Genomic DNA, 12214 nt, shown 5'->3' with positions numbered 1-12214 from the left:
GTCGCAGTCGACGAACACCCACCGCGCCGCGTCGCAGTCGACGAACACCCACCGCGCCGCGTCGCAGTCGACGAACACCCACCGCGCCGCGTCGCAGTCGACGAACACCCAGCGCGCCACCGCGACGCACCAGCGCGTGCATCGCACGCACGCTCGCCAGGCGGTTTCGCAGCACACCCAGGCTCGCCCGGTCGCCCAGACGCCGCGTCACCAGCAGGCACCCGTGCACCGCGCGACGGTGCGTCACGCCACCACGACGCACTCGGCCACGCCGACCTACGCCTCGAGCGCGCAGAAGGCCACGAACACGGCTTCCGCCTCGCGTTCGAACTCCGGAGTCGTCTCCATCGCCGCGGGCCTGACGGGTATCCCCTACGTCTACGGCGGATCGTCGACCTCCGGTGCCGACTGCTCCGGTTACGTCGCGATGGTCTTCGCGAAGGCCGGCATCCAGCTGCCGCACCAGTCGGGCGCCATCAAGGCGATGACGACGCCCGTCAGCGACCCGCGCCCCGGCGACCTCGTCTTCCTGCCGGGCCACGTCGCGATCTACGCCGGCAACGGCATGGTCTACGAGGCGCGCCACCCGGGCACCGTCACCGGCCTGTACCCGGTGCTGTCGGGTTCGACCTACGGTCGCCTCTGATCGATGTGATCGGTCGGCCCGCGCGGCCACCTGAGAAGCGCCCTCCCCGTCATCGTGACGGGGAGGGCGCTTCTTCGTGTGGCGCGTGCTTCGAGCGGGGTCGTGGTGGTCTGCCGTGACGATCCTGCGTCAGTGGTAGTCGCGGCGAATGACGGTGACGGCGAGCGCCAGGCCGAGCAGTGCGAGGCCGACACCGCCGGCGACGAGCAGGGGGCTCGTCGAACTCGAGTCGGATTCGTCGGCTGATGCCGCGTCCGAGGGGGCGAGCGACGGGCTGGAGGTGCTGGTCGACGACGCCGAACTGGAACGACTCGACGACGAAGACGAAGACGACCCGGACGAAGACGAAGACGATTCGGGCGACGAGGTGGCGCTCGTCGAACTGCTGCGCGGTGTCGTCGGTGCCATCGGCGTCGTGGGGGCCAGGGGGGATGCGGGGCTCGATGCGCCCGTAGATGCGATCGTGGGCGCGAGCGTCGGCTCGTCGCTCGTCGGGGCGGGCGAGGTGCTCTGGCGCGGTGTCCGTGTCGGCTCAGCGGTCGCGAGCGACGTCGAAGATGTGGACGGTGCGTCACCGCAGCCGCTGAGGGGCAGCGAGCCAGCGGAGCCGCCGGAGGCCGTCGTCACGAAGATGGCACGGGCCTGCGAGGGTGTGCTGACGCGCACGGTGAGGCTCTGACCGGCGCCGACACTCGTCGCTGCCGGTGTCGCGCCGCCTCCGGCGCCGGTCGTGAATGAGAACGTCTGGGTTTCGGGGGCGGCGTTCGTCAGGGTGACGAGGGCCGAGTATCCGCCGGATGCGCTGCACGTGGCGCTCTGGAACACGGCGCTGCTCACGCCCGCGCCGGTGCTCGGCGAGCTCAACGGTGCGGTGGGGTCGGCGGTTGCCGCTGGCGCGCCGAGCACGATGGCTCCCGCGGCGAGCAGGGCGGCTGCGCCGGCACGAGAGCCGGCACGAAGGCCGGCGTGGGTGCTGGGGGTGAGGCGGTGCATCGTCGGGTGGCTCCCTGGTTCGCTCGTCGCAGGGTGCCTCCCCGCGTCATGTGGATTGTCTCCCATGGCGGGCGCTCGCGCGAGCGCCCTGGGCCCGAGCAGGAGTTCCCGGTCGAAAAAAAGTCTGCGGTGGGGTGCAACCGGCTCAGGATGTCGGGCGTCTGTATGAATGAACGGCGGTCAGCCGTGCGTCGCGCTCGATGCTCAGGGGTGTGCATGCTGGGCGATGCGCGGGCGGGGTCGGTGGAGTCTTGGGGGCTCGATCGGCCCCCGCGCCCGCTTCGTCGCCGCGGGCGCGGTCTGGTTGACTAGGCCCCGTGGTCATCGAGGCGAGCCCGTGGGCGTTCTGGCGCCGTCACGCCTGTGAGGTCGTGCTGTTCGCCGTCCTGGCGGCGCCCGTGCTCGCCATTCGCCCGTCGGTCGGCAACATCGTCGCGGTCGTCGTCTTCTTCGTCGCCTATTTCGGTTTCTCGTTCCTCAGTGACATGCGCACGCGCCTGCGCGTCGACGAGGACGGCGTCGAGTATCTCGCCGGTGGGCGTGATCAGGTCTTCATCGCGTGGAACGAGACCGCGCGCATCGTGCCGCGCCGCTTCCGGTGGTGGACGGCCGAGGACGCCATCGTCTTCCTCGACGGGGGCGATCGTCCGTTGCTCGTCGCGGGCATCTCGATGTTCGCGCCCGCCGACCTCGACGCGTTGGAGGGCGCCGCGCGGGCCTATGTTCCGGTCGATTCGCCCGTCATCCTGTCGCCGTTCACGGGCCGGGCCGACGGCGAGCGTCACCCCGAACTCGTGCCGCAGCGCACGTCGGAGCGGTTGCTCGCCTCGTCGATCAGCAGCTTCCTCATCGCCGCCGTCGTCGCGATCGTGCTCCTCACGGTCTTCGAGTGAATCGTCGTGTGAGCTGCGCCCGCAAGCCGTTCAGCCGTTCGCAAGCATCCGACGGTCGGCGATGACGACGATGGCGAGGCACAGCGCGGCCATGATCGCGCCGAACTCGAACATCGCGGGGTAGCTGAACCCGGCGTCCTGCGCGAGCGTCGCCATGATCGCGGGGACGGCGAAGCCGAGATAGGTGACGCCGTAGAACACGGCCGTCAGCCCGGCGAGGTCGCGGGGCCCGGCGATACGTTGGATCTCGAGCAGGCCGCTCACCATCGCGAGGCCGTAGCCGGCGCCCAGGCAGAAGCTGCCGAGGATCGCGGTGGCGATGTTGAGCTCGCGGCTCGCGAGCGCGCCGGCGAGCATGCCGACGACGAGGACGACGAGCCCCACGCGCACCGCTCGGGTGGTGCCGGGGGAGTCGATGCGGCGCCCGACAGACTGGACGAGGAAGCCGCACGTCAGGCCGACGACGCACAGCAGCGCCGAGAACGCGATCGGCGCCGACGAGACGTGCGACGACATGAGCGCGGGCAGGACGGCGTACGCACACGCGGCGGCGCCGAAGACCCACGGGGCGATCGGCAGCACGACGAACAGGAACCGACGGTGGCCGATGGCGGGGATGCGCAGATCGTCACGCAACGACGACGTCGAGCGCGACGCCGCGTCGACCGTCTCCGGCGTGCGCAGGACGAGCACGGCCGCGATCGCCGTCACGACGATGTTGACGAGGTACGACAGCTCGTCGGGGTAGGGCGCCCACTGCGCGAGGGGGCCGGCGAACGCGGCGCCGAGGCCGAAGCCGGCCGTCAGCGACATCGACGCACGCTTGGCGCCGGTGCCGTCGGGCGCGTCGTCGTGCGGCGGGCTCGACAGCTCCTTGATCCACGAGGAGCCGACGGCCATGACGAGACCCAGCGCGATGCCCGACAGCACGCGCCCGAGGAACAGCACGGTGACGTTGGCGTGGGCGAACGCGAGGATGGCGCTCGCGAGCATCGCGATGTACGGCGCGGGGACGAGCAGGCGCCGTCGGCCGTAGCGGTCGGAGAGCGGCCCACCGATGAGCAGCGCGGGGATGATGCCGAGGACGTACGCGAAGAGCAGCACGTTGACCGTCACCTGCGGCAGGTGATGCTGCGTGCGGTACATGACGAGCAGGGGCGTGAACTCGTTGCCGCCCCAGGCGACGGCGAGCATCGCGAGGGCGGGGCGCATCCAGTGCTTCATGCGGTCCTCTTCGTTGTTACCGGTGAGTACCCATGCAATCACGAGCATGCCTGGACGCGCCCGTCAGGGCGTCGCACGGCTCAGGTGTTGATCTTCGCGAGCAGTTCGGGCAGCGTCTGCTCGAGCTGCCGCGCGCCCAGACGCGCGGGGCGTGGATGAGCGCGCAGGCGAGGCCGATCTTCTGCGTCATGCCTGCGGAATAGTCGGCGACGATCTTGTCGGCGGCCTCGTCGAGGCCGAGCGCGTCCGCGGCACGGTGAGCGTCAGGTCGTAGACGGCCCGGTGGCTGCCGAGGTTCTTCGTCAGCTCGCTCAGCTGCATGGCCGGTGTTTGCATGGCGGGCGCGCTCGCTGGGCCGGATGGGGCGTGGGTGGCTGCTCGAACGGGGGGACGGGCGGCTGCTGATCCATGCCCTCGATGCGTTCATCGCAGCCCTGCCGGCGTGGGATCGCGGGCGGATGTGACGGCTCTGACGGCGCTCGGCCCGGCCCTACTCGCTCGTAGCGCGGTGAACTCCTAGCGTGGCAAGTGATCACGGTCACGTCGAAGGAGTCGGAGGAGAAGATCATGCGGGTCGGTGTTCCGAGCGAGGTCAAGAACAACGAGTTCCGGGTGGCGTGCACGCCGGCGGGCGTCAACGAGTTCGTGCTGCACGGGCACGAGGTGCGGGTGCAGCGCGGCGCCGGGGACGGTTCGAGCCTCACCGACGACGACTACCGCGCGGCGGGCGCCGTCATCGTCGACGACGCGGACGAGGTGTGGGCCGACAGTGATCTCATCCTCAAGGTGAAGGAGCCGGTCGCCGAGGAATATCACCGCATGCGCGAGGGCCAGGTGCTGTTCACCTACCTGCACCTCGCGGCCGACCCGACGCTGACGGGGGAGCTTCTCGAGCGCGGTGTCACCTCGATCGCCTACGAGACGGTGCGCCTCGACGACGGGTCGCTGCCCTTGCTCGCACCGATGTCAGAGGTCGCCGGGCGCCTCGCCCCGCAGGTCGGCGCGCAGGCGCTGATGAAGCCGTACGGCGGGCGCGGCGTGCTCATGGGCGGCGTGCCGGGGGTGCGCCCCGCGGATGTCGTCGTGCTCGGCGGCGGCGTGTCGGGGTTCAACGCGGCTCGTGTGGCGCTCGGAATGGGCGCCGACGTCACCGTCCTCGATCTCGATGCCGCACGGCTGCGGGCGATCGACACGGCAACCGGTGGGCGGATGCGGACGGTGATGAGCAACGCGCACGAGGTCGAGCACGCCTGTCTGCGAGCGGATCTCGTCATCGGCGCGGTGCTCGTGCCCGGTGCGAAGGCGCCGACCCTCGTGAGCAATGAGCTCGTCTCGCGGATGCGGCCGGGCTCGGTGCTCGTCGACATCGCCATCGACCAGGGCGGGTGCTTCGAGGATTCGCACCCGACGACGCACGCCGACCCGACGTTCGGTGTGCACGACAGCATCTTCTACTGCGTCGCGAACATGCCGGGCGCCGTCGCGCACACGTCGACCCATGCGCTTGCGGGCGTCACGCTGCGCCACGCGCTGCAGATCGCCGACGACGGATGGCGCGCCGCATGCCAGGGCGACGCTGCCCTCGGGCGCGGGCTGACGACGCACGCCGGGCAGCTGACGAACGCCGCCGTCGCCGAGGCGACCGACCGGCCGGTCGTCAGTGTCGAGGAGGCGCTCGCGGGGTGAGGCTGCTCGGGCGCGGGCGTGGGCGTGGACGTGGGCGTGGCGGGGTCACCGCGTCGCGGGCGAGCGACGTCCGAGCGGGCCGTGCCGCGTCGCCGTCAGAGCCAGTTCTTGCGTTTGAACACGAGCCACATGCAGAACGACACGGCGACCATGAGAAACAGCGCGAATGGGTAGCCGTACGCCCAGTGCAGTTCGGGCATGCGGTCGAAGTTCATGCCGTAGGCGCCGGCGACGACGGTCGGGGCGAAGAGGATGGCGGCCCATGAGGACGCGCGCTTGACCTCGTCGGCTTGGTTGTTGGCGACCTCGGCGAGGCGCTTCATCTCCTCGTTCTGCGTCTGCGCGACGAGGATGGCGTTGAGCTGCAGGATCTCCGACAGTGACTGGCGGAAGTTGTCGTTGCGTTCGACGATCGAGGTGACGTGGTCGCGCACGTCGCGCAGGGCGGTGATGATCTCGTCGTCGGTTCCGTACTTGGCGGCGCCGGCTTCGAGACCACGCAGCATCGTCTGCAGCGGCTTGACGGCGCGCTGGAGTTCCATGACCTCCTGGGAGAGTTCGTAGATCCGGCGCGACACGGTCGGGTCGGATTCGAAGACCTGCGTCTCGATCTCGTCGATGTCGTTCTCGAGGCCGGCGGCGACGGGCGCGTACCCGTCGACGATGAAGTCGAGCAGGCCGTAGAGGACGGCCTGCGGCCCGCGCGCGAGCAGGTCGGGGTCGTTCTCGAAGCGGCTCCGCACGGGCGTGAGGACCGGCTGCGCCGTGTGGCGCACCGTGATGACGAAGTCGGGGCCGATGAAAGCGTGGATCTCACCGAACTTCACCGTTTCCGTCGCGTCGTCGTACGTCGCGGGGCGCAGCACGACGAAGAGGGTCTCGTTGTAACGCTCGAGCTTGGGGCGCTGGTGCGCGACGATCGCGTCCTCGACGGCGAGGGGGTGGAGGTCGAAGATCTGCGCGACCTGCTGGAGCTGCCGCGGCGTCGGTTGCGTCATGCCGATCCACGCCATGCGCGGGCCGTGGTCGTGGTGTGACGGGTGGTGCAGCTCGCGCCACGCCTCGGCGATCGACCCGGCGTCGCTGACCTTCTGCCTGCCCGCGTAGATCGCCGAGTTGACGATCGTCGCCTCGGGTGGCGGCTGGTCGTCCTCGTCGCGAAGTGGCTCGAACGACGTCTCCTCGGGCGGCGTCGACGCGGGAGGCGGGGTCGCGCGGATGACCCCGAGCGGGGTGGGCACGTAACGGCTTCGCCAGGTGGGCATGGGGTGATCATAGGACGGGCGCCAGGGAGAGGCCTGCCAGCGCGCCCGGATGATCGGCTAGGCTGACGGGCGCGCTTCGGCGCACGCTCTCGTGGGACCGGGCGAAAAGTTTTCTAGCCCCGGAATGACGCGGGAGCCGAAGCAGCCCAGGAACGCGAAATGCTGAATCCGGGAACGTGCACCGAAGACGCCTCCTGTCGTCTTGTCCGCCGACCCCACCACACCGCGAGACGCGGACTGGGCCGCTGCGGCACAAGAACTCATCGCTCAGGGCCTGGCCGCGAACGCCAACCGGCGCGACCTGGGACCCTTCATCTGCCCCCGGCGCGGACCATGCCCACGACAAACACCTGATGTGCACGTTAACTTGGCCATGCAACCTTCGGCGCGGTCCCAGGATCGAAAGGGCGAGATGACTCCACTTGAACAGGAAGCGTCCAGGCTGGAGGAGAGCGCGAAGTTTGCCGCTCAAAGCCAGTTTGAAGCAGCCAAGTCTTGGCGGGCCTGGAACTGGGTTCTGGGAGGACTCGCCACCGGCGCGAGTGGCATCGGGGGTGTCCTCACGTTTGCTAGCGGCGACCTGCAAATGCTCGGCGGGGGCTTAGCCATCGCAGCCGCCCTATCCGCGGCGGTACTGACAACTTTACGCCCGGGAACACAGGCGGACGCTGCGCAGAGCGTCGCAAACGAGTACCTGGCGATCCAAGGTGACGCACGGCGGTTACGTCTGCTCGGCTTGCCAGACATGGACCCCTCCGCCTCTTACGAGTCGGTGAAGGCTCTCGCGGAGCAGTCCAAGCGGATCAATGCGCAGGCCGCACCACCCCCACGCTTCGCCTACCAGCGCGCGAAGACGAACATCGAAAATGGAGGCCAAACGCACGAGGTGGACGCGTGAGACCCGAGGACTTCTTGACTCAGGTCATCACGGACGCCACACCCACTGCCAGGGACCGTTCTGCGGCTGCACGGAACCGTGCTGCGCTGAACCGTTGGGCGGAGACCACCTTCATGGGCAACTACGGCTTCCGCGAAACGGGGTCTTGGTCCCATGGCACCGCCGTACGCAGCATGAGCGACGTCGATTACTTCCTCTCCCTACGCGGAGCTAGGCCCAGCGCAAGCAAAGACATCCTCGAATCGCTCCGCACCAGCCTGGCCACGCACCTCTGGAGAGCGACCGTCACTATCAACCGGCCAGCCGTTCGAGTGCAATTCAACGATGGCAGCCCCGACGTTGAAATCGTGCCCGCCTATCTGGACTTCATCTCAGACGACTATCTCATACCCGACCCTGTCTCAACGGGGTGGATTCGCAGCAACCCACGCAAGCACCTGGCCTACGTCGATAGCGCCCAATCTAAGGAACCCGGCGCGAAGAAATTCATGCGCCTGGTGAAGTCATGGAACCACCGCCAGAATGTGGGGCTGTCCTCGTTCTACCTAGAGATGCGCGCCGCCAAGCACGTCCTCAACAACCCGCCCCTCCTGTTGTTACATGACTTTTGCTGGTTGCTCGATGCGCTCCATGTTGGCGGGCTCGCCTCAATGAACGACCCGTCACAGTTCGACGGGCGCAGAATCGAGGCTTGCCCGCAGGTCAGCCGTACCGACAGGGCTCGACTAGTAGGCCTCTACGCAGACGCAGCCCGTAAAGCGCGAGAGCGAGCCAATGATGGCTCCTACGAAACTGCCCAGGTATGGCTAGATTTCATCTTTTACCCGGAGTAATCGAGCGCTGTTCGTTAATGTAGTCAACTGACGCGGCCTCCGGTAGACTAGGCGGTCTAGCACTTACAGCAAGTGCAGTGGTAGAGATCGTTCGAGCGCAAGACGTCGATCTTGCCGCAGTGCTGGCATCGGACTCGCTGCACGAGGTGGTCGCTGTCGACGGGGGCGTCCCCGAGCGCGTCCCGGTGCTTCGCTGTCGCGTCGAGTGCGAAGCGCTCGGCGTCATGCCTGCGCACGATGTGGGGGTCACCGTGTTCGGCGTAGAAGAGTTCGACCTCGGCGGGGGTGAGCCCTGCGCGCTGAAGCGCCTCGTCCTGGAGGCGGACCGCGGTGCGTGACCATTCGACCCAGTAGCAGGCACGGCAGATGCGTTCACCTTCGGCCGCTTTGGTTAGAACGTACTCCAGCCGGTAGTGCGCTTGGCAGCCGCAGGTGAGGCACTCGGTAAGGCGGTACGAGTTGGGGTGGGTGAAGCCTTCGAGTGGTCGTAATCCAGCCTGGGCGAGCATGCTGTCAATGTGCTCGACACACCATGTGGGTCGTGTGCGGGTGCGGAACGCAGCGGTCCTACCACAGTCCGCCTCACTGCACAGCTGTGTAGTGGCCTTTGCGGGAAGTTGCAGCGGCCGGAACGACGGTGTGCTGACCGGTTCCAGACCGGGACCGTCCGGCTTTGCTTTTGGCTGAACAGTCAGATGCTGAAGTTGCTCGTCCAGGGTGGACACGCCATCAAGGACTTGGAGGAAATCAGCTTCGGTCATCAACTCGATGTCTTGACCCTTGTCTTGCAGCGCAAACGCCTTGGCTGCCTTTCCAGAGACGTTCGCGCGGGGGCGAAGGCTGGCGGGGTTGAAGTCTCCGATGACGAGGACATTGGTCTTCTTCGTTGTGGTGGGTGCTGGTTGGCCACCGGCATCCGCGACGGCGTCCCAGGCCATCTGTCGTGTCATCGACATGAGTGCCCCGGTGAAGACCACGGTCCGGCCATAAAGGTAACCGGACGGGTCAGCGTCGGGGTTCGCATCAGGTAGAGCGAGTGCAGCGCTGCCCCCACGCGCTGTCGCGATGCTGACCGAGCCGGTGAACTGGTCGGCGCTCATGTGCCCGATCACGGTGCCGACAGATTCGGCGAGGATGGGAATGCTCGTGACGCCGAGCTGCTGAGCCATGAGCACGGCGACGCGTCCTGCGGCTTCTGCGTCGGCGAGGGCATGGTGGTGGTCGTTCACTTCCGCCCCGTAGGCGTCCAAGACGAAGGGGAGGCGGTATGAGGGTAGGCGCAGGTGGCGTCGGGCGGCGACGAGGGTGCAGAAGAAGTCGATGCGCGGCCAGGCGATCCCGTCGGCTGCGCATGCGTAGCGGATAACGCCGATGTCGAAGCTGGCGTTGTGGCTGACGACAATGTCGTCGCCGATGAACTCGACAATCTCGGTTAGGCGACCAGCCCATGACGGTTGGTCACGGACAGTGTCGGCGTCGATGCCGTGGAGTTGGGTGTTGAACGCATCGAAGTGTGATGCTGCCGCCGGGGGTCGGATGAGCCAGTAGGCGCGATCGACGGGGCGGCCCCCTCGGAACCTCACGAGGCCCACTGAGCAGGGTGATCCCCGGTAGGAGTTCGCTGTTTCGAAGTCGATGGCCGTGAAGTCGAGCCCGTCCATCAGGAGACCGTCCCAGTGAATAGGCTGATGACCTCTGATGGGAGGGCACGAATATCCGGCTCGTTTAGCTCGGCGGGCATCATCCACGGCGTATCCCCGGTCCGAGGATGCGTGGTTCGGCGAACTCTCTCACGTTCCATCTCCAGCCAATCGCGCCACACGCGTCGAAGGTAGTTGGCAGACGCGAGGGCTCGCTCGCTTGGCGTGTCAGTGGTGGCCGGCGTAAACGTACGCGCGGGCACCGCATCCGGGACCGCTAGGTTCGCGTTGCGCGTCTTGTGCTTGTATGCGGCAATGGCCGAGAGGATTTCGGCGTGCAGGGCGGTGGTGCGTTCCTCCAGAAGAGAGAGACCATCGAAGTTTGCGGCGGGCCGCTTGTCGCCGATGGAGCTGCCGTCGGTCAGTAGCACGTAGCGCTCCGTAAGGAGATTGTTAAAGGTCGACTCGAAGTCGGGAGCGGCTCGATCAAGAACAACGGCGTTGGTGTGGTCGACCATCGCTGTCCCAGTTCGGGACGTTAGCCAGACCGCCCACTGAGCGGCTCCGGGGTGCGCGTCAACAACTGCGAATCCAAGCATGGTGGGAGCCTATCTCTCGGCCGCTCCAGCGGTGGTCTTTCGAAATTGGCGGGCTGCCGCAGTTGGGGAGTGCCTTAACGTCCGGTGCGCGGCACGGGAGCACTCGGCCGGGCAGTCGCGTCTTTGCGCTCGGCGCGACACGCAACGGCCTCAGCTTCCGGCTAGCACTTCAGCTGCCTCGTCAAGGAACAGTCCGTCTCCGTTGGGCAGTACGAGCGCGGGTGCGGTCTTGTTCGGCTGGTTCTGTTCGGTGAGGGCGCCGGTGGTGCTGGCGTAGGCACCAGTAGTGGGCACTCTTGCGTCGCGGTTCCGCGAGGATGCGTTGCCGTAGAGGTGGCCCGTGGTGACTGCGGTGTTGTTCAGGTCCCATGACATGGTCACCGGGTCTGTCCAGATGCCGCGGGTGATCTTGTTCTGCACGGTGTCGTAGAGCAGGCCATTACTCAGGATGGCCTGGGTGCGGTCGGCAGAGATGGCCTGGGGTTGGGTCTCATCCCCGATGCTGCTCTCATCGAACCGGTCCGGGTTGCCTTGGCGCGGGTAGGCGCCCCTAGCGGCGGGTTTCAGGTCGGTTCCGTAAGGGACATAGATGACGTCGCCATTGGTTGGCCCATCGACGCTGAGCACGATCTTTCCGTTGGTGGTCCAGGCCATCGCGTGAATGGCGCGGTCCTGCCCTTCGTCACCGGCGATGCCGCTGGATGCGTCATGGCCGTTCGCATACAGACGAGTCGTCGGCTTACCTTCAGTGCCGCCGACGAGCTCGAGTGGCATGACCTTGCCGCCGTTGACGCTGGCGCCGATGATGCGCCCACCGTGTTGCGGCGCGAGCGTAGTGTAGGTGTTCTTAGTGGGGTCATAGAATGATCCGCTTCCCTCGCCGTTACGTGTGGCAATCGCGAAAATGACGTCGCCCATCCATACGGCGTTGAAGCTGTCGACGGAAGGCACCGATAGGGGCGTCGTGGTGATGGTGCCCCCGCTGAGCTTTACCAGGACAGAGCCGCCGCTAAACCCGCCCGTGTCGAGCAATAGGGCGGGACTGGGGTGTGTGATGGTCACCCACTGGGTGCGGGTGCCGTCCATTAGCTTCTTGTTCACGACGGGAGAGACAGTGACCTTCTTGGTGGCCGGGTCGAGGGCGACAATGTGCACGTCTCGGTTGCCGGTGGCAGGGTCGGTGCCGGTGGCCATGAGGAACCAGGCGCGGTCCTGATACCAGGTTGCGCCTGCCTCGGGCACCGGTACGAGCGGTGCGAGGTCTTTGACCTGGGTGCTCGACCATGCCGCGGTGGAGGAGAACCCGTCGACGGGGGTGATCTTGGGTGAGTTCGCTGTGGTCGGCGCGCTACCAGTGCCGCTGATGCTTGCCTTGGCCGGTTCTTTGTCGCCTCCGCAGGCTGCCAGGGCGCCGAGTGCGCCGGTCATGGCGAGGGTGAGGACGCTGCGGCGCGCGAGGATTGGTGTGGGTGACTTGTTCATGGTGGCGGCCCTTTCTGCGTGGTGGTGGTGGCAGCTAGTGTCGCGCGTCATTAAT

11 protein-coding genes and 1 pseudogene are annotated in these 12214 nt (G+C 67.2%); 6 read left to right on the top strand and 6 right to left on the bottom strand.

Annotation, left to right across the window (positions count from 1 at the left end; all coding sequences use genetic code 11):
- The 3 genes from HMPREF0321_RS17280 to HMPREF0321_RS00050 form a co-directional block, all read left to right on the top strand.
- Nucleotides 1-646, top strand: a 646-nt coding sequence (locus tag HMPREF0321_RS17280) for a C40 family peptidase (RefSeq protein WP_006943238.1), incomplete at its 5' end; no start/stop codon positions are given.
- A gap of 148 nt (nucleotides 647-794) precedes the next feature.
- On the top strand, nucleotides 795-1325 hold the full coding sequence (locus tag HMPREF0321_RS16245; protein WP_040014145.1) for a hypothetical protein: 531 nt from the start codon (nucleotides 795-797) through the stop codon (nucleotides 1323-1325).
- 631 nt (nucleotides 1326-1956) lie between these two features.
- Nucleotides 1957-2532 (top strand): hypothetical protein, encoded by a 576-nt coding sequence (locus HMPREF0321_RS00050; RefSeq protein ID WP_006943240.1) that lies wholly within the window; start codon nucleotides 1957-1959, stop codon nucleotides 2530-2532.
- 30 nt (nucleotides 2533-2562) lie between these two features.
- On the opposite strand, the gene HMPREF0321_RS00045 is transcribed toward HMPREF0321_RS00050, so the two are convergent.
- Nucleotides 2563-3804 (bottom strand): MFS transporter, encoded by a 1242-nt coding sequence (locus tag HMPREF0321_RS00045; RefSeq protein ID WP_006943245.1) that lies wholly within the window; start codon nucleotides 3802-3804, stop codon nucleotides 2563-2565.
- A gap of 91 nt (nucleotides 3805-3895) precedes the next feature.
- Nucleotides 3896-4018, bottom strand: a pseudogene (locus HMPREF0321_RS16870) (ABC transporter ATP-binding protein); the annotation flags it as partial.
- 305 nt (nucleotides 4019-4323) lie between these two features.
- On the opposite strand from HMPREF0321_RS16870, the gene ald reads away from it, so the two are divergent.
- Nucleotides 4324-5442: an alanine dehydrogenase gene (ald, locus tag HMPREF0321_RS00040; protein ID WP_040014149.1), complete on the top strand. Its 1119-nt coding sequence runs from the start codon at nucleotides 4324-4326 to the stop codon at nucleotides 5440-5442.
- Nucleotides 5443-5537: 95 nt separating this feature from the next.
- Here ald and HMPREF0321_RS00035 read toward each other — a convergent pair whose 3' ends face one another.
- A complete protein-coding gene (locus HMPREF0321_RS00035) occupies nucleotides 5538-6707 on the bottom strand; it encodes a magnesium and cobalt transport protein CorA (RefSeq protein WP_050786392.1) in 1170 nt (389 codons plus the stop codon).
- Nucleotides 6708-7119: 412 nt separating this feature from the next.
- On the opposite strand from HMPREF0321_RS00035, the gene HMPREF0321_RS00030 reads away from it, so the two are divergent.
- On the top strand, nucleotides 7120-7605 hold the full coding sequence (locus HMPREF0321_RS00030; RefSeq protein ID WP_172462999.1) for an SLATT domain-containing protein: 486 nt from the start codon (nucleotides 7120-7122) through the stop codon (nucleotides 7603-7605).
- Complete coding sequence (locus HMPREF0321_RS00025) at nucleotides 7602-8438, top strand: nucleotidyltransferase (protein ID WP_050786391.1); 837 nt, start codon at nucleotides 7602-7604, stop codon at nucleotides 8436-8438. The genes HMPREF0321_RS00030 and HMPREF0321_RS00025 overlap by 4 nt, the downstream gene beginning before the upstream one ends.
- A 56-nt stretch (nucleotides 8439-8494) precedes the next feature.
- Here HMPREF0321_RS00025 and HMPREF0321_RS14480 read toward each other — a convergent pair whose 3' ends face one another.
- The 3 genes from HMPREF0321_RS14480 to HMPREF0321_RS00010 form a co-directional block, all read right to left on the bottom strand.
- Nucleotides 8495-10099 (bottom strand): exonuclease domain-containing protein, encoded by a 1605-nt coding sequence (locus tag HMPREF0321_RS14480; protein WP_006943239.1) that lies wholly within the window; start codon nucleotides 10097-10099, stop codon nucleotides 8495-8497.
- Nucleotides 10099-10596: a hypothetical protein gene (locus HMPREF0321_RS00015; RefSeq protein ID WP_040014143.1), complete on the bottom strand. Its 498-nt coding sequence runs from the start codon at nucleotides 10594-10596 to the stop codon at nucleotides 10099-10101. The genes HMPREF0321_RS14480 and HMPREF0321_RS00015 overlap by 1 nt, the downstream gene beginning before the upstream one ends.
- Before the next feature lie 231 nt (nucleotides 10597-10827).
- Nucleotides 10828-12159, bottom strand: coding sequence for a hypothetical protein (locus tag HMPREF0321_RS00010; RefSeq protein ID WP_006943236.1), 1332 nt, complete (start codon nucleotides 12157-12159; stop codon nucleotides 10828-10830).
- Nucleotides 12160-12214: the final 55 nt, after the last annotated feature.

The sequence above is a fragment of the Dermacoccus sp. Ellin185 genome, assembly GCF_000152185.1.
Classification (GTDB): domain Bacteria; phylum Actinomycetota; class Actinomycetes; order Actinomycetales; family Dermatophilaceae; genus Dermacoccus; species Dermacoccus nishinomiyaensis.
The sequence above is the reverse complement of the archived record's forward strand: the minus strand, read 5'-3'. Positions and strand labels throughout refer to the sequence as shown.